Below are 16,657 nucleotides of genomic sequence, written 5' to 3'. Positions count from 1 at the left end.
CCTGAGGTTCAACATGTCAATTCGATTTGCCAGCAAAGACGACTGCGCCGCCATCGCAGAAATCTACAATCACGCCGTACTGCATACGGCCGCTATCTGGAACGATCAAACGGTCGATGCCGAAAACCGCATCTCCTGGTATGAAGCTCGCCAACTGATGGGGTATCCGGTACTGGTAAGTGAAGAGAATGGCGTCGTCACGGGGTACGCCTCTTTTGGCGACTGGCGCAACTTTGACGGTTTCCGTCATACCGTCGAACATTCAGTGTACGTGCACCCGGAACATCAGGGAAAAGGACTGGGGCGCAGGCTGCTCAGCAGACTCATTGAAGAAGCGCGCGCGTGTGGCAAGCATGTCATGGTGGCAGGAATTGAGTCGCACAATCAGGCATCGCTCCACCTGCATAGCACGCTGGGTTTCAATATTACCGCGCAGATGCCCCAGGTCGGGACTAAATTTGGTCGTTGGCTGGATCTGACTTTTATGCAGCTACAGTTAGACAACCGCAGCGAACCGGATGCGCGTGGATGAACCAGACGCTGACCCTCTCCTTTCTGATTGCCGCAGGTATTGGTCTGGTGGTGCAAAACACTTTGATGGTACGCATTACCCAGACGTCCTCGACAATCCTTATTGCTATGTTGCTTAACTCACTGGTCGGGATCGTCTTGTTTGTCAGCATACTGTGGTTTAAACAAGGTGCGGCGGGGTTTGGCGAACTGGTTTCCAGCGTGCGCTGGTGGACATTGATCCCGGGTTTACTGGGATCGTTCTTTGTTTTTGCCAGTATCAGCGGATACCAAAACGTAGGCGCTGCCACCACCATCGCGGTGCTGGTCGCCAGCCAGCTTATTGGCGGTCTGGTGCTGGATATTCTGCGTAGCCAGGGTGTACCGCTTCGCGCGCTGGTGGGTCCGGTATGCGGTGCGATATTGCTGGTTGTGGGTGCCTGGCTGGTGGCAAGACGTTCGTTTTAATTGCCTGATGGCGCTTCGCCTATCAGGCCTACAGAACGCCGGATAAGGTGTGAACACCGCCATCCGGCAAGGAAATATCAAAGAATAGAGCCGCCTTTGGTCAACTGCTCACGACGCGCTTCCATATCTTCTTTATGCTGGCGCCCATGATGTGCAATTGCCGTACGCAAACGTTGTTGCTGGGTATAACGATCTTCCCGGCTCAACGCAACATCATCGCTCAACTCAATCAGCAATTCATTCATATGCGTAATGACGCTCTCTTCAATGGCGGCATCAACACGTGCGCTGACCTCATCCAGATGCGACATACTCCCTCCTTAACTCATTAATTTAATTTCGCTTTTGAAAAATCACTGCCCATCAGGCTAACGCTGTATCCGCTGACGTTGCTGCGTGTGGCATAGAAGGTTTTGCCATTCGCCAGCGCAATCCACGGGGCCTGCTGATAGAAAATTTCCTGCGACTGCTGGTAAAGTGCGGCGCGCTCTTGCGGTTTGCTCACCAGTTTCGCCTTTTGAACCAGCGAATTATACTCTTTATCACACCAGCGCGCGGCGTTTGATCCGGTTTTAATGCTGTCACAACCCAGCAGAACATCGGCAAAGTTATCCGGGTCACCGTTATCTGACATCCAGCCAAACAACGCAGTATCGTGCTCGCCTTTACGCATCCCGGAGAGATATTCCCCCCATTCCCAGGAGACGATTTTCGCCTTCACACCAACTTTTGCCCAGTCGCTTTGAATCATCTCAGCAATACGACGAGAGTTCGGGTTATAGGGGCGCTGCACCGGCATAGACCACAGTGTCGCTTCAAAACCGTTTTCCAGCCCCGCTTTCTTCAGCAGCTCTTTCGCTTTCTGCGGGTCGTAAGCGTAATCTTTCAGGTCTTTATTGAAGCCCATCATATTCGGCGGGATTGGCGATTTCGCCACCGTTCCGGAACCTAAAAAGACCGCGTTAATAATGGCTTTTTTATCTGTCGCATAGTTCAGCGCCTGGCGCACAAGTACGTTATCAAACGGTTTTTTCTCCGTATTAAACGCCAGATAACCGACGTTCAGCGCTTCAACCGAATGCAGCGTCAGATCTTTGTTCTTTTTGATTTCATCAAACTGCACCGGTGCTGGCGCGGGAATAATCTGGCATTCGTTGGTTTGCAGTTTCGCCAGTCGCGTCTGTACGTTTGGTGTGATGGAGAAAATCAGATGTTTCGTTGGAACTTCACCATCCCAGTAGTTCGGGTTGGCCAGATAGCGGATTTGTGAATCCTGCTTGTACTGTTGCAAGACATAAGGCCCAGTACCAATCGGCCAGTTATCGACGTTTTCCGGCGTGCCTTTTTTCAGCATCTCGTCGGCATATTCAGCCGAAAGAATAGAGGCGAAATCCATCCCCCAGTCAGCAAGAAATGCAGCGTTGGGTTCGTTCAGAACAAACTGAACGTGATAATCATCAACCTTTTTAACCTCTTTGATCAGTTTGTCCAGGCCAACATCGTTGAAATATTCATAGCTACCCTGTGAAACCTTATGGTACGGATGATCGGCATCTTTCTGGCGTAATACTGAGAAAACGACGTCATCAGCATTGAAATCACGGGTAGGTTTAAAGAACTTATTACTATTGAACTTCACGCCCTGACGCAGGGTAAATGTGTAGGTCTTGCCGTCGGGGGAAATTGTCCACTCCGTTGCCAGAGACGGGACCGGAGTATTTTTGACCGGATCGAAGTTGATCAATCGGTTGTACAACACCTGTGAACTGGCGACAAACGACGGACCTGAACTGGCTATTTGGGGGTTAAATGATTCCGGGGATGTTTCAGAACAGTAAACGATGGTATCAGTACTGGCGGCATATGCAGCGCCTGTTGGTAAGACGGCGCTGAGTGCCAGCGCGAGCAGCGTTTTCCTTGCAATCATGGTTATAAGCCTTCTTCTTTTATTATTTACTCGTCTATCAGAGCATAGCTGGCAAATACGCACTAATAACAAATCTCTATCAGGTTATTCTAATCTGGCAGGTTTCGCTGATTAATTCATCATCGCAGGTGAAATAATTTACCTTAAGTCTTTTTCAAAACGTCAAGATTTTTCCCAATACTCTATGCCATGAAAATTCGCCCCTTTTTGCCTCTCTTCCAACGTTTGCTTACTTTTATTCCCCGTAAAGTAGATGTGTGAAGAAGTCTAAGGGGCAATTACGTGGCAAAAACTCTCTTGCGCAGCGGCAATTTGGATGACTATCAGGCCGTGGGTGGCGGTGGTCAGGCCGTGTTTGATTCAGCACTACAAATTCGTGAAACGCTTCGTCTGCGTAAACAACAGGCGATGGCGGATTGTCTGGCAATACCACAAGTTAACGACAGTGGCGATCGGGTGGACTGGTATTCCCCGGTTGAAGGAAAGGCTGTCGCGTGGAAAGCCGCTGATGAAGATGCGCGTTTTCGGGCTCTGCGCTATCTGTCCAGTACGCTGGAGAATGCCGCGGCACTGAGCCGGAAAAGCCTGCAATCGGGTAAAACTTCTCTGCAACTGTTTGGTTCACTTCTCGACAAAGCCATCCAGTTTCCAGGTGAGAACCACGTGTTCCTGGTTGATGGCAAGCCCGTCATTACGTTCTGGGGCTTCGTCAATCTGAATGAAAACACCCGTGACGATGTACTCGATTGCCTGCGTCATACCGACGTTCCCCCGGTTGTATTGGCACCTGAACCGGAGCCGGAAGTCGAAGAAATCCCGGCGGAAATCACTTTCGCCGAGGCCGATACCCCGCTGCTGACAACAGCTATTGAGCTACCGAAACCCGCTGACCCCGAACCACAACCCCTGGTCATTGCAAGTGAGCCAGAGATTGCGCCGCCGCCAGTACAGCGTAAGCCTACGCGACGCCTGCCGCTGTGGAGCCTGCCCGTTGCTGCTGCAGTGATTGCCGCCATTGCAGGGCCGCTATTGTGGAAACAACACACGGAATCTCCCGCACCTACGGTTGCCTCCATTGACGTTGCAAAGGTAGACAGTAAACCGCTGCCTGAACTAACACCTTCGCTGCCGCTGCATCGGGCTGACGTTATTCCACCAGTGAAAAAAGAGAAGCCCGTAGAAGGACCGGTGGTGATAGCCGCCATCCCGAAAGATGCGCTGGTAATGGATGCCAACCAGATGAAGGCAGGTACAACACGTTTTCTTAACGGCAACTGGCGTGTGCTGGTCGATATAAAAGATCCGGTCAGCGGTAAAGCCCCATCGCTGCGCTATCAGATCCAGGCCAATAAGGGCACTGCGCGCGTCGTGCATGGCGACAATATCGTTTGCCGCGCCGAAATTTTCTCTGGTCTGCATCAATCGGGCGAATTAATGATTAAGAGTCGCGGGAATGCCCGTTGCACGGACGGTTCGCGTTACCCAATGCCTGAAATCACCTGCAAAGCAGGAACAAACGACGTCGCAGCTTGTACCGCACGTTATGACGAACACGCGGAAATCCCTTTGACGATCAAAAAGATAGGTGCCTGATTTTATGTTGGTGAATCTGTGTGATTACAAACAGAGCGTAACGCTCATCGCCAATAGCGGTGTGCAATTTCTGGATTTTGGGCTGACACCACAGGAATCTGCGCACCACGGTCGTTTTGTTCGCAAAACGGCAAACGGTCCGCTACTGCGTCTGGATTTTGATCTGGCGTCGGGACGCTATACCCTGCCGGGTAATACCGGTGGCCAGCCCGAAGTAGTGAAACCGGAAAGCACGCAGACGCTGCATTATTCTCTGGACGTACTTGACGGTGTCTGGTTGCCGCTGCCGTTCCTGCGTTTTAACCCGCCCCGCACATTTGTTGAAGGCCCGGATAACTGGGCGCGCGTCCAGGTGCGAAAACTCGCACAACCGGACAGTGCCGGCAATACTCACCGTGTCACGGTGGCGCTGGACAGTCAGTTGACTGAAGCCCCGGCAGCATTGACGCCCAATGAGAACGATCTGCTGAATGGCACGCGATTTGCGCTGGCCTGGCACGATAATGAGATCGCAGATTTCCTCGACCAGACGTGGATTGATGGCTGGCTACGCGAGTCCTTTTTGCAGCACGTCACACAGCAAGAAAACCGTTCAGAGCAGGAGATCCAACAAGCTCTACGCAACTTTGAATACCAGGCGCACTGGCTGAATTTGTTGACCCTGTTAGGCGAACAACTTTCCGTCCCGGAAGTGAAGCTGGTGACCCATACGCTCAGCACGCCCGCGATTCCTGTCGATCTGATTCTGGATATTGGCAATACCCATACCTGCGGCGTGTTGATTGAAGATCATGGCGATGCCAATGACGGTTTGCGTCAGACGGCTGAATTGCAGGTGCGTTCATTAAGTGAACCACAGTTCCTCAACGATCCCCTGTTCACCAGCCGACTGGAGTTTTCCGAGGCGCGCTTTGGTAAGCAACATTTCTCCGTTGAGAGTGGCCGCGATGATGCCTTTATCTGGCCGTCGATTGTCCGCGTTGGGGATGAAGCCCGTAAGCTGGCGATGCAGCGTATGGGAACGGAAGGCAGTAGTGGGATCTCCAGCCCACGCCGGTACTTATGGGATGAAACCCCCGTTTTACACGACTGGCGCTTTAGCCAGATGAACAGTAAAACGCAGCGCGAGCCGCTGGCTACCGCCTTCCCGCTGATGAATCTGATGAACGATGACGGTCAGCCGCTGTTCAGCCTGCCGCAAGATGACCGGCTGCCGGTGTTCTCACCACAATACAGCCGCAGCACGCTGATGACGCATATGTTGTGCGAGATTCTGGCCCAGGCGCTGGGACAAATTAACAGCGTAGCGACACGGCTGCGTCTCGGGTTCCCGGCCTCTCCACGCCAGTTGCGCACGCTGATCCTCACTCTGCCGTCAGCCATGCCAAAACAGGAGCGAGAGATCTTCCGTCTGCGTATGTTTGAAGCCATTGCGCTGGTCTGGAAAGCAATGGGCTGGCACCCGCAGGACGAAGATTTCACCACCCGCAAACAGCAAGAAAAGAGCGTTGTTCCCGTACCTGAGATCCAGATGGAGTGGGATGAGGCCAGCTGCGGACAGTTGGTTTGGCTGTATAACGAAGCGATTTCACACTATGACGGGCACACAGAATCGTTCTTTAACGCCCTCGCCCGTCCGGACCGCCAGCCAGAACCCGGTGAAGTTAAAGGTCGTGCACTGCGCGTCGCCTCCATCGATATTGGCGGCGGCACGACGGATATGGCCGTGGTCCATTATCAACTGGATGACGGCGTTGGGGCGAATGTCAAAATCACCCCGCATCTGCTGTTTCGTGAAGGCTTCAAAGTCGCCGGGGACGACATGTTGTTGGATGTCATACAACGCTGCATACTGCCCGCCCTGCAAACTCGCTTACAACAAGCTGGCGTGACCGATGCCGCCGCGCTGCTGGCCACACTGTTTGGTGATTCCGGGAGAATCGATACTCAGGCTATTTTGCGACAACAAACCGCGTTGCAACTCTTTATGCCACTGGGTCATGCGGTGCTCAGTGCCTGGGAGCAAAGCGATATTAACGATCCCGTAGCGGGGTTGCACGCCACCTTTGGCGAACTGCTTTCTCAGCGCCCGACACGCAATGTGATGAACTATATCCAGCAGGCTATCGATCATGCTTTACCGTCTGGTTCACCGGCTTTTGATGTGCTGAGCGTTCCGTTGCAGGTACAGTTCAGGCAGTTGCAAGAAGCGCTGCTGGCAGGGCAATTTACCCTGACATCCCCTCTGCACGCCGTTTGCGAAGCGATTTCCCACTATCGTTGCGATATTTTGTTAGTCACTGGCAGACCCGCCTGTTTGCCGGGGGTTCAGGCGCTAATCCGCCATCTGCAACCCGTTCCGGTCAACCGCATGATCTGGATGGACAGCTATCGCGTACATGAGTGGTATCCGTTCAGCCAGCAAGGGCGTATCGGCAATCCAAAATCTACCGCTGCCGTTGGCGCGATGCTGTGTAGCCTGGCGCTGGATTTACGCCTGCCGCGCTTTAATTTTAAAGCTGCGGATATCGGCGCGTACTCGACGGTCCGCTACCTTGGCGTACTGGATAATACGGTCAATACGTTGCGCGATGAGAATATCTGGTATCACGACATCGATCTGGATAAACCTGGAGCAAAACTGGATACCCGTCTGCACTTCCCGCTGCGCGGCAACGTGACGCTAGGCTTTCGCCAGTTAGCAAACAGCCGCTGGCCAGCCACCCCGCTATATACGCTGAGCATCAATTCCGCTGAGCTGGCAAAAACGATTGCCGGTGACGGCGTATTAAATGTACGGCTGCAACTGCGCGGCGGCAGCAAAGAGACAGGGCCGGAATTTTTCGTTCTCAGTGATGCCTGGCTACAGGATGGCACGCCCGTTGCCGCCAATGCCCTAACGTTAAAACTGAATACACTGGCAGATCGTCGCCATAGCGGCAGCCATTACTGGATTGATAGCGGGAGTGTGTACCTGAAATGAGTAAGATGTTTAACACAGCACAAGCCGCCATCGAATGGGTGAATGACACACGCCAGCGCGCAGCGCGTCTTGATGATGAAGCGGATTCCCTGCTCGCTCAGCTCACCATCGCCGCGGTTACTGAGTCTGCGCTGAATACGGCGTTTTCAGCGCGTGGCTGTGTGGGTCTGTACGGTCATTCACAGCCAGCAAAAGCACATCTGTTGTCCGCACTGTGCAGCAACACCAGTGGGAAATTGAATATTGCTACACCGGATCGCAGTTTTGATTATTTTTCGCATATCAATCCGGGCCATGCGCCGACCAATATGGCGATCCGCTTTACGCGTGAAGACAATCCCGTTGATAGCGAGTGGCCCCTGCGTCTGCGCCTACTGAGTGAAGCGGAACTGGTACAGCTGTTTATCACGCAGTTTTGCGCAATGCCTGACAGCCGCCAGATTGAAAAATCGATTATTGAAGCCCGGTTAGAAAAATGGCAAACGCTGCGTCAACGTCATCCGGTTCAGGGCATCACGGCACATGACGTAGCCGCCATCGGCCGTTTTTGGCGCTCTTGTGTTCCTGCAAACCAGCAGCAAATTGATGATGCACTATGGCATCAATTTGCTACATTGCTGCCGGCGCTGGATCTAACCACCCGCGCTCACGCCTGGGCGCTGTTGTGGGGAGAACAACCAGAGTTAACGCAGCAATGGCTGGCATTAGCGCATACTTTGCAACAAACCGGACAGGCGCACGAGCTAGCCGCACCGCTGAGTTTGTTGGTCGATCATTTTGGCTTGCCCGCCGAAAGCTTCCTGACCCAGGTCGCATTAACCGGGAATGACGCGCAAAGCGATGTGGTGGTTCATCCTGTTGCAAACCATCAGTTGCTTAACGCGGTCAGTCTGTCGCTGGAATCGCTGGCGCTGCTGACGCGTGAACTGGTGCTGACTGTCGAAGACTCGGTGTTGGAAAACGTCGACCTGCTCGATATTCCCCTCGCACCGGATGCCCACCCCAACCCGCTGTGGCGGGCCAAATTAGGCTGGATGTTGGAACATTACCGCCAGCATCTGCAACCCGATGTCCTGCTGATCTGCAACGCAGTGTCTTCACGCTCGCAGACACCGGCCATCACGCGTAAGCTGATGAGCTGGGCCAACGATACCCAACCCGTACACGATGCGGCATTACCGGGGGTTGTGTGGGCCATTACGCCACAAGATGCTCGTTTTAGCACACAGCAAAACCTTGATGAGGCCGTGCAGCAATTAATGGGCAAGCCCGGGTTGCGCTGGGGAACATTGCAGGCACTGGATAAACACAGCCTGTTGCGCCTTGCTGAATGGCTGTCGCAAGCGACATCCGCTCAACAACGCCAGTCGCGATTAACGTCCCTGCATGAACAGCATCAACAGCGTGTTCGTGAGGCGCTGATGAGCTGGCTTAACGACAGCGAAAGCGTGCCAGACTCCAGCGAGACAGTGATCCGCCAGCTTCAGGCCCAGGCAGCAAAGCATGGTGAACTCCTGGAGGGGTTACTACCACCGATGCGCTGTTTTGAGTCGTTGCTGCGTATCCAGCAGCCACGTGAAGAACAAGTCAGTGGACTCTTTAATGAAGAGATTGACCTGTTTGCCGACGTCCGGGAACCGTCGCATGCATCCGAAAGCAAAGAGACCGGATACCAGGCGCACAAAATGTGGATCAACCATGTGCGTCAGTGGTGTCGTGATGACAATAATGCGCGCCGATTGCGGCTTGATCCGCGAACGCTTAGACAGGTAGCCGACATTCTTATCACTACCAGCTATCGACTGGAGATGCCTCAACGCCTTCAGCAGATTATGCAGCGAGAGAATGTCTGCGGGGCGCAGTTACACGCCGATATCGGTGATTTTATTACCTGGCTCGGCTACGCCAACGTTGCAGAGGATCAACGCCCTGCCAGCAGGATCCTCAAGGGTGCGGCTATTTTCAGTGCGCCAGTACAACAACCGATGTCGCGCCTGACTCAATTGGATGAGCAGCCGCAGCACGGTGCAAGCCGACACGTTTACGACTGGCTGGTTGCGTTGTACACCCGTGCGAATGAAAACGTGGGATACCAGCATCCCCTGGACGTAACCAAAGACGACAGACTGCGATTAGTCGCTCTGCTGGCCCCCTGAAACGGCATTGACAACGCCATCAGAAAAGAGAAAACAGGAGTGCGACGGGAAAGCTCATCGGCCATGTCGCCCCGACTAATACCGCGCTCAGAAAGCGAATACGTTTTTTATCACGTGACAGAAACCAGGTGGTAATGGCCGCAATTGCAGCCATTACCGCATAAAAAAACAACATTTTTTGGTACAGAGACATTTAGGGCATCCAGGCCAGAAGAGAAAATCGCGCGCAATATGCTCTCTTTTATGACCCACATCAAGTTTTATTCATTTATTTAAAAAAACCGCCTAAATAACAGCCCACTTTCAATATGTTCAGATTTCGTACTATTGCGGATAGCTATAAGCCGTACTATACCCAAAGGGGTAAAAACGAAAGGTGGCAAAAATGAATGTTTCCAGTAAGACCGTGGTGCTGATAAATATATTTGCTGCTGTAGGACTTTTCAGCCTGATCTCCGTAAGGTTCGGCTGGTTTGCTTGATGTGACTCTTTTTGATGAATTGCAGCGCCTGCTGGCAGAGAGAAAATCTTCTCTCTGCCATTAGTAAACGATCTTCCCACTCCGCCACTGCCCGGTAAATTATCCTTAATATGTAACACCCCTAATCCTTCTGCGGCATTATTCCCCCGTGATAGCGGGTCGGTGTCGTACCTGTAAGCTGCCGAAAAAACACGATAAAAGCACTGTCGCTAACAAATTCCAGCTGTTGCGCCACCTGGCTGATTGAGTCACCCTCCGCCAACATCTCCATCGCCTTTAACAGCCTGAATTGCTGCCGCCAGGTCTGATAATTCATCCCTGTATCTCTGATAAAGATGCGGCTGATTGTCCGTTCGCAGGCACCGACCAGGCGGGACAACTGATTCAGTCGGGGCGGTAACGTCCCCATTCGAACCCCTTCCAGCCACAGATTCAGGCGGACATCAGAGGGAAACTGCAACGTCCAGTTTTCACGGCGTGCGGCCCTGATTTCCTCACAAAAAACAGTGATGAGGCTGGCCTGCTGCGTTTCTGTCATTTGCCAGGGCCAGAATGCCATCCGTTCTATGACTTCAAAAAAGAGCGGGTTCACTTCGACAACCTGTAGCGGCAATGCGGATAACGGCGGCAGAATGGTTGAAAAATATAATGACCGATAAGCCATCACCCCGCGCATGATGGCCCGGTGAACCGTACCCGCGGGGATCCAGACCGCACGGCGAGGCGGAAGCAGACACAGGGTATTTTCCAGTTCAATGGTGATACACCCCGCCGCCGAAAAGAGTAACTGATGGCGAAGATGACTGTGCCGACCTGAATCATGTACGCCCATATCAGAGGCAATACCCACTACTGTTTCCTTAAAACCATCCGGGTCGAAGACATCATCAGGCGCAATTTTCATCATCTGTCCGATATTTGATATATAAAGTCCTGATAATGGTAATAAGACATTTTCTATTCAGCAATAATCCCCCCAAGTTTTTTGCTTCTTGGATATTGCCATGAATATGACCCATCGACCGCCCTTGTGGCTTCTCACATTACTGATTATGTTTCCGCAACTGGTGGAAACCATTTACAGCCCGGCGTTGCCAAATATCGCCACGTTTTTTCAAATAAGCAGTGAACGTGCTGCTCAAACACTTTCCGTTTATTTTGTCGCCTTTGCCGTGGGGGTTGCGCTATGGGGCTGGCTTAGCGACTGCATTGGACGACGGTGGGCAATGGTAGCTGGACTTCTCTGTTACGGAGCGGGTTCCGTAATGGCGGTTATTGCCACTGATTTCAGCGTCTTGCTGCTGGCCCGTATGGTATCAGCCATTGGCGCGGCCGCCGGGTCTGTTGTGGTGCAGACTATGTTGAGGGACAGTTATGAATCAACAACACTGTCCCGCATTTTTTCCATTATGGGCGCAGCACTGGCAATCAGCCCGGTTTTTGGTCTGGTGAGCGGAGGTTGGTTAGTCAGTCTTTACGGCCATACGGGCGTTTTTACTGCGCTGGTATTGCTGGCGATACTGCTGCTGATGTTAACCGCAGCCTTATTGCCGGAAACACGGCCGGAGACTACGCGCAGACCACAATTAACGGGACTGGTCTCCCGGATGGTGAGGGACAGTACACTGTGGAAAAATGCCATGCTGGTTGCTCTGTTGAATACTATGCTATTCAGCTACTACAGCCTGGCCCCGTTTCTTTTCGGACAGTTAGGATGGAGTTCCAGGACATTTGGCTGGACGGGATCCTTGCTTGCCCTCGCGTCACTGTCAGGCAGCCTGCTGAATCGCAAGCTGTTAACGAGCGGCTTGTCATCGGGATATCTGGTGCGCCATGCCTGTGCTTTAGCTCTGCTGTCTGGTCTCGCGGCATGGTGGCTACAGCATTCAGTCTGGATTCTGTTGCCAGTGGCTGGGGTTGTTGTTGCCTATGGCATCGCGATCCCCAATGTGTTGAGTCAGGCTCTGCATCACTATCGTGAACAGGCCGGGGCCGCAGGTGCTCTGTTCGGATTATGCTACTACCTGTTACTGGGAATGATGTTAGGGTTAGCGGGTATCGTGCAGCAACTGGGATTGGTTCTGACTATCTGTGCGTTCATCGCCTGGCTATGTAGCCTGTGCCGTCGTTAGAACAATCACCTAAATAATCAGGCCCCGACATTGTGCCGGGGCCTGATGGTGTGCAAATTAGCCTGACCTCGCGGATATTTCCAACTTACCGCCGTCCGATGGCGACGAGGCCAGTGGCGCGAATAGTATAGACACACGTTTACCAATATTTAGCTATCCGTGCCCCATTTACCGCTCGCGCTTAAGATATTACTCATGCTTGATCATGACATGGCGAACAATCGTGTAATCTTCCAGCCCGTAAACCGACATATCCTTGCCATACCCAGACTGTTTTTGCCCGCCGTGGGGCATCTCGCTAACCAGCGTGAAGTGCGTATTGACCCAGGTACAACCATACTGCAGGCGGGCACTCAGTCGGTGCGCGCGACCAACATCCCGCGTCCAGACTGACGAGGCCAGTCCATACTTCGAATCATTGGCCCACGCCAGGACCTGATCTTCATCTTCAAAGACGGTAACACTGACCACCGGGCCAAAGACCTCACGCTGCACGATAGCATCTTCCTGTTTCGCGCCCGCCAGCAACGTTGGCGCAAAATAGTAGCCTGAACCCTCCACTTTTTTGCCGCCGGTGATGACCTTAATGTGTCCGAGCGCTTTCGCGTCATCGACCGCTTTAGCTACCCTGTCAAGATGCGCCTGTGAGCTTAACGGTCCCAGTTCTGTCGTTTCATCATTCGGTGCGCCGATTTTCAGGCTGGCAACTGCAGCGCCGAGCTTTTCGACCAACGCATCATAGATGCCTTTTTGCGCGTAGATTCGACAGGCAGCAGTGCAATCCTGTCCGGCGTTGTAATACCCAAAGGTCCGTACACCACTGACCACCGCATCAAGGTCCGCATCATCAAAAATAATCACCGGGGCTTTCCCGCCCAGTTCCATATGCGTGCGTTTAATCGAAGGCGCAGTATGCTGGATAATATGTTCCCCGGTCACAATGGAGCCGGTCAGTGAAACCATACGTACTTTTTCATGGCCGGTCAGCGGATCGCCCACTGTTTTACCACGACCAAACAGGACGTTAATCACGCCTGCCGGGTAAATATCTTTCGCATATTCCGCCAGTTTAAGCGCCGTCAGCGGGGTAATTTCTGAAGGTTTAATCACCACGCAGTTACCGGCGGCCAGCGCTGGAGCCAGCTTCCATGCCGCCATCATCAGCGGGTAGTTCCACGGCGCGATGGAGGCCACCACACCCAGCGGATCGCGACGAATCATGGAGGTATGCCCTTCCAGATACTCCCCAGCGGCCTGTCCTTGCAGGGTGCGCGCAGCCCCCGCGAAGAAACGGAAAACGTCCACGATGGCCGGAATTTCATCATTAAGCACACAATGTAGTGGTTTACCGCAGTTAAGCGATTCCAGCTCAGCGAAGGTCTGTGCATTATCTGCAATGGTGTCCGCCAGCTTTAACAACAGCTCCGAACGCACTTTCGGCGTGGTTTGGCCCCAGGAGGCAAACGCATTGTCTGCCGCGCGCACTGCGGCATCAACCTGCGCGGATGACGCCTCAGCAATCTCCAGAATAAGTTCACCAGTGGCAGGGTTATAAACTGGTTGCTTTTCACCTTCACCGCTGACCAGCTCACCGTTAATCAGTAATTGATGTTGCATAGCAATTTCCCATATCGTCGTTTATTTACTGTTTCCGGCGACGGTGTCGCCTTCACGCGTTAGCCACCAGGCCCCTAAAATTGGCAGTGTTGTTACCAGCATTACCAGCAATGCCACAACGTTGGTAACAGGCACATCTCGTGGGCGACCCAGTTGATTGAGCAGCCACAGCGGAAGTGTTCTTTCATGTCCGGCGGTGAACGTTGTCACGATGATTTCATCAAACGACAAGGCAAACGCCAGCATGCCCCCCGCCAGCAGTGCTGATGCCAGATTGGGCAGCACGACATAACGAAAGGTTTGCCAGCCGTTGGCGCCAAGATCCATAGACGCTTCAACCAGACTCCATGAGGTACGGCGAAAACGCGCCACGACGTTGTTAAAGACAACCACCACGCAAAACGTCGCATGACCCACCACGATCGTGAGAAAACCCGGTTCCAGGTTGATGGTCTTAAATGCCGTCAGCAGTGCCAGGCCGGTAATAATGCCCGGCAGCGCAATCGGCAACAGCAGCAACAGCGATATTGCGCTTTTACCGAAAAAGTCCCTGCGCCACAGCGCAGCCGCCGCCAGCGTACCCAGTACCAGAGCGATTGCTGTCGACAACGCGGCGATTTTAAGTGACAACGTCACTGATTCAAGAATATCGCTACGCTGCGCCGCCACGCTAAACCAACGCAATGTCAGTCCCTGAGGCGGAAAACTAAAAGCAGCCTCCTCTGTATTAAAAGCATAGGTGCCGATGATGAGGATGGGAAAGTGCAGAAAAAGAACCCCTCCCCATGCTGCCAGTTTGAGTAACCAGGGTGCGCGTTCAGAGTGCATCGAAAGCTCCCAGACGCTTCACGAACGCCAGATACAGTGCAATTAAGACAATGGGCACCAGAGTGAATGCCGCCGCCATTGGCATATTGCCGATGGCCCCTTGTTGCGAATACACCATGTTGCCGATGAAATATCCCGGCGGTCCCACCAGTTGCGGCACAATAAAGTCACCCAGCGTCAGTGAAAAAGTAAAGATAGAACCGGCGGCTATACCGGGTATTGCCAGCGGGAAAACCACATAGCGGAAGGTTTGACGAGGACGCGCGCCCAGATCGGCCGATGCCTGCAAAAGCGAGGGCGGAAGCCGTTCCAGAGCAGCCTGAACCGGCAGGATCATAAAGGGAAGCCAGATGTAGACAAAAACCAAAAAGCGCCCTAATCCCGATGTTGACAGCGTATTACCGCCGACAGCCGGCAAGGTGAGGAAAGCGGTCAACAGTGGCTCCAGCCCGAGATGGGTTAGAAACCACTGCGCCACGCCGTCTTTCGCTAACAGCAGCGTCCACGCATAGGCTTTGACGATATAGCTCGCCCACATCGGCAACATGACGGCAATGTAAAAAAAGGCTTTCATTTTGCCACTGGTATAGCGCGCCATATACCATGCCATCGGGAACGCCAGAATGGCGCTGGCAATCGTCACCGCCACCGCCATTGTCAACGTTCGCACAATGATGTCGTAATTAGCCGGATTAAACAGCGCCTGCAGATTCGCCAGCGTCAGGTCTGGCGTCACCGACATAGTGAAATCGTCGAAGGTGTAAAAACCTTGCCACAACAGCGTCAGCAACGATCCAAAGTAGACGATGCCAAACCACATCAGCGGCCCGAGTAGTAGCAAAAACAGCCCAAGCCCTGGATTACGCCAGAAGAACCCCGAGATACGGTTCAGCTTTGTCGGCTGTGCTGGCGAATGTATGACGTTCATAGCCATTCACCTCTCCTCTACCAGCGGAACCATGACATCCCGTGACCACGATGCCATCACCTGCTGACCCGGCGACAGCGCCGACGGCAGCATTTCTCCCGTCAGGTTCGCCTGGCTCACCAGCAACTTTTCACCACCGGCAAGTTTCAGTTCAAAACGCGTCGCCGCCCCCTGGTACTGCACCGCCTGAATGACACCCCGAGCCTGAACCTCGCCCGCCATATCATTTAACCGAATGTGTTCCGGGCGCAGCGAGAACATCCCCTGTAAGCCACAGACGTTTGCCGACATCGCTTCGTCAAAGACGTTTGACGTACCTACAAAACTCGCCACAAACGGCGTGCGCGGACGCATGTAGAGTTCTCGCGGTGAATCCACCTGCTCGATACGACCATTGTTAAATACCGCCACACGATCGGACATCGACAGCGCCTCACCCTGATCGTGGGTGACAAAAATAAAGGTGATACCGAGAGACTGCTGGAGTTTTTTCAGCTCCAGTTGCATCTGTTCGCGTAGCTTGAGATCCAACGCGCCAAGTGGCTCATCCAACAGCAGGACGCGAGGCTCATTGACCAACGCACGGGCAATCGCTACACGCTGACGCTGTCCACCAGAGAGTTGTGATGGCTTGCGCTCATAGACAAAGCCGAGCGCAACCTTATCTAACGCTTCGCGTGCCCTGGCATGACGCTGCTTTTTATCAATGCCTTTCACCATCAGCCCATAAGCCACGTTGTCGAGAATCGACATATGCGGGAATAGTGCGTAATCCTGAAATACCGTATTGACGTCCCGTTCCCAGGGCGGTAATTCACTGGCTTGCTTACCAAAAATTTTAATTGAACCGCCCGAAAGCTGCTCAAACCCTGCAATCATGCGCAGACAGGTCGTTTTGCCGGAGCCGGATGGCCCCAGCATAGAGAAAAACTCACCATCATTAATTGCAATACTTACCCCATCAACTGCACGAACATCCCCGTACAGACGCGAGACATTATGAAACTCCACTGCGTACGTCATAAAACCCCCAG

The 16,657-nt window shown here is 53.1% G+C and carries 15 protein-coding genes; 7 read left to right on the top strand and 8 right to left on the bottom strand.

The genetic code is table 11. The annotated features are described in order from the left end of the window. Positions 1-13 precede the first annotated feature (13 nt). Positions 14-532 carry an L-methionine sulfoximine/L-methionine sulfone acetyltransferase gene (gene mddA, locus HV041_RS08560; protein ID WP_121584669.1) on the top strand — a complete coding sequence of 173 codons (519 nt, stop codon included), beginning with the start codon at positions 14-16 and terminating at the stop codon, positions 530-532. Continuing rightward, entirely contained in the window at positions 529-978 is a 450-nt protein-coding gene (locus HV041_RS08555) for a DMT family transporter (protein WP_048211612.1), read from the top strand. The genes mddA and HV041_RS08555 overlap by 4 nt, the downstream gene beginning before the upstream one ends. A 77-nt stretch (positions 979-1,055) precedes the next feature. Here HV041_RS08555 and HV041_RS08550 read toward each other — a convergent pair whose 3' ends face one another. Together HV041_RS08550 and HV041_RS08545 are read right to left on the bottom strand one after the other, a co-directional pair. Further along, positions 1,056-1,289 carry a YdcY family protein gene (locus HV041_RS08550; RefSeq protein ID WP_048211611.1) on the bottom strand — a complete coding sequence of 78 codons (234 nt, stop codon included), beginning with the start codon at positions 1,287-1,289 and terminating at the stop codon, positions 1,056-1,058. A gap of 17 nt (positions 1,290-1,306) precedes the next feature. Beyond that, the gene (locus HV041_RS08545; RefSeq protein WP_121584670.1) at positions 1,307-2,905 is read right to left on the bottom strand and encodes an ABC transporter substrate-binding protein; all 1,599 of its coding nucleotides are present in this window, start codon (positions 2,903-2,905) and stop codon (positions 1,307-1,309) included. A 282-nt stretch (positions 2,906-3,187) separates the two neighbouring features. Here HV041_RS08545 and HV041_RS08540 point away from each other — a divergent pair, with 282 nt between their 5' ends. The 3 genes from HV041_RS08540 to HV041_RS08530 are packed head-to-tail and all read left to right on the top strand — an operon-like array spanning position 3,188 to position 9,637. After that, entirely contained in the window at positions 3,188-4,498 is a 1,311-nt protein-coding gene (locus HV041_RS08540; protein WP_121584671.1) for an SrfA family protein, read from the top strand. 4 nt (positions 4,499-4,502) lie between these two features. Next, complete coding sequence (locus HV041_RS08535) at positions 4,503-7,481, top strand: virulence factor SrfB (RefSeq protein ID WP_048212586.1); 2,979 nt, start codon at positions 4,503-4,505, stop codon at positions 7,479-7,481. Further along, positions 7,478-9,637 carry a virulence factor SrfC family protein gene (locus HV041_RS08530; RefSeq protein ID WP_121584672.1) on the top strand — a complete coding sequence of 720 codons (2,160 nt, stop codon included), beginning with the start codon at positions 7,478-7,480 and terminating at the stop codon, positions 9,635-9,637. The genes HV041_RS08535 and HV041_RS08530 overlap by 4 nt, the downstream gene beginning before the upstream one ends. Positions 9,638-9,656: 19 nt before the next feature. Here HV041_RS08530 and HV041_RS08525 read toward each other — a convergent pair whose 3' ends face one another. Then, the gene (locus HV041_RS08525; RefSeq protein WP_075551376.1) at positions 9,657-9,830 is read right to left on the bottom strand and encodes a GhoT/OrtT family toxin; all 174 of its coding nucleotides are present in this window, start codon (positions 9,828-9,830) and stop codon (positions 9,657-9,659) included. Positions 9,831-10,022: 192 nt separating this feature from the next. On the opposite strand from HV041_RS08525, the gene yncL reads away from it, so the two are divergent. Beyond that, positions 10,023-10,118: a stress response membrane protein YncL gene (yncL, locus tag HV041_RS08520; RefSeq protein WP_071828932.1), complete on the top strand. Its 96-nt coding sequence runs from the start codon at positions 10,023-10,025 to the stop codon at positions 10,116-10,118. Positions 10,119-10,239: 121 nt separating this feature from the next. On the opposite strand, the gene HV041_RS08515 is transcribed toward yncL, so the two are convergent. Then, positions 10,240-11,022 carry a helix-turn-helix transcriptional regulator gene (locus HV041_RS08515; RefSeq protein WP_086523845.1) on the bottom strand — a complete coding sequence of 261 codons (783 nt, stop codon included), beginning with the start codon at positions 11,020-11,022 and terminating at the stop codon, positions 10,240-10,242. Between the two features lie 100 nt (positions 11,023-11,122). Between HV041_RS08515 and HV041_RS08510 the strand changes: the two genes are divergently transcribed. Further along, on the top strand, positions 11,123-12,250 hold the full coding sequence (locus HV041_RS08510) for a multidrug effflux MFS transporter (protein ID WP_121584673.1): 1,128 nt from the start codon (positions 11,123-11,125) through the stop codon (positions 12,248-12,250). 189 nt (positions 12,251-12,439) lie between these two features. Here HV041_RS08510 and patD read toward each other — a convergent pair whose 3' ends face one another. The 4 genes from patD to HV041_RS08490 are packed head-to-tail and all read right to left on the bottom strand — an operon-like array spanning position 12,440 to position 16,646. Continuing rightward, complete coding sequence (patD, locus tag HV041_RS08505; protein ID WP_048211605.1) at positions 12,440-13,867, bottom strand: aminobutyraldehyde dehydrogenase; 1,428 nt, start codon at positions 13,865-13,867, stop codon at positions 12,440-12,442. 21 nt (positions 13,868-13,888) lie between these two features. Continuing rightward, entirely contained in the window at positions 13,889-14,695 is an 807-nt protein-coding gene (locus HV041_RS08500) for an ABC transporter permease (RefSeq protein WP_048211604.1), read from the bottom strand. Beyond that, the gene (locus HV041_RS08495) at positions 14,685-15,629 is read right to left on the bottom strand and encodes an ABC transporter permease (protein WP_005126750.1); all 945 of its coding nucleotides are present in this window, start codon (positions 15,627-15,629) and stop codon (positions 14,685-14,687) included. Before HV041_RS08495 ends, HV041_RS08500 begins: the two co-directional genes overlap by 11 nt. Then, a complete protein-coding gene (locus HV041_RS08490; protein ID WP_048211603.1) occupies positions 15,630-16,646 on the bottom strand; it encodes an ABC transporter ATP-binding protein in 1,017 nt (338 codons plus the stop codon). Between the last annotated feature and the right edge of the window lie 11 nt (positions 16,647-16,657).

Origin of the sequence: Citrobacter sp. RHBSTW-00029 (assembly GCF_014104295.1) — a bacterium.
Lineage (GTDB): Bacteria > Pseudomonadota > Gammaproteobacteria > Enterobacterales > Enterobacteriaceae > Citrobacter > Citrobacter youngae.
This window is presented reverse-complemented; position numbering and strand designations above follow the sequence as displayed.

Bases quoted from the DNA above. Each gene is read 5' to 3' on its own strand.
- patD (WP_048211605.1), bottom strand. From the start codon at position 13,867: ATGCAACATCAATTACTGATTAACGGTGAGCTGGTCAGCGGTGAAGGT.
- mddA (WP_121584669.1), top strand. From the start codon at position 14: ATGTCAATTCGATTTGCCAGCAAAGACGACTGCGCCGCCATCGCAGAA.
- HV041_RS08545 (WP_121584670.1), bottom strand. From the start codon at position 2,905: ATGATTGCAAGGAAAACGCTGCTCGCGCTGGCACTCAGCGCCGTCTTA.
- HV041_RS08510 (WP_121584673.1), top strand. From the start codon at position 11,123: ATGAATATGACCCATCGACCGCCCTTGTGGCTTCTCACATTACTGATT.
- HV041_RS08535 (WP_048212586.1), top strand. From the start codon at position 4,503: ATGTTGGTGAATCTGTGTGATTACAAACAGAGCGTAACGCTCATCGCC.
- HV041_RS08525 (WP_075551376.1), bottom strand. From the start codon at position 9,830: ATGTCTCTGTACCAAAAAATGTTGTTTTTTTATGCGGTAATGGCTGCA.
- HV041_RS08530 (WP_121584672.1), top strand. From the start codon at position 7,478: ATGAGTAAGATGTTTAACACAGCACAAGCCGCCATCGAATGGGTGAAT.
- HV041_RS08550 (WP_048211611.1), bottom strand. From the start codon at position 1,289: ATGTCGCATCTGGATGAGGTCAGCGCACGTGTTGATGCCGCCATTGAA.
- yncL (WP_071828932.1), top strand. From the start codon at position 10,023: ATGAATGTTTCCAGTAAGACCGTGGTGCTGATAAATATATTTGCTGCT.
- HV041_RS08490 (WP_048211603.1), bottom strand. From the start codon at position 16,646: ATGACGTACGCAGTGGAGTTTCATAATGTCTCGCGTCTGTACGGGGAT.
- HV041_RS08515 (WP_086523845.1), bottom strand. From the start codon at position 11,022: ATGAAAATTGCGCCTGATGATGTCTTCGACCCGGATGGTTTTAAGGAA.
- HV041_RS08495 (WP_005126750.1), bottom strand. From the start codon at position 15,629: ATGGCTATGAACGTCATACATTCGCCAGCACAGCCGACAAAGCTGAAC.
- HV041_RS08555 (WP_048211612.1), top strand. From the start codon at position 529: ATGAACCAGACGCTGACCCTCTCCTTTCTGATTGCCGCAGGTATTGGT.
- HV041_RS08500 (WP_048211604.1), bottom strand. From the start codon at position 14,695: ATGCACTCTGAACGCGCACCCTGGTTACTCAAACTGGCAGCATGGGGA.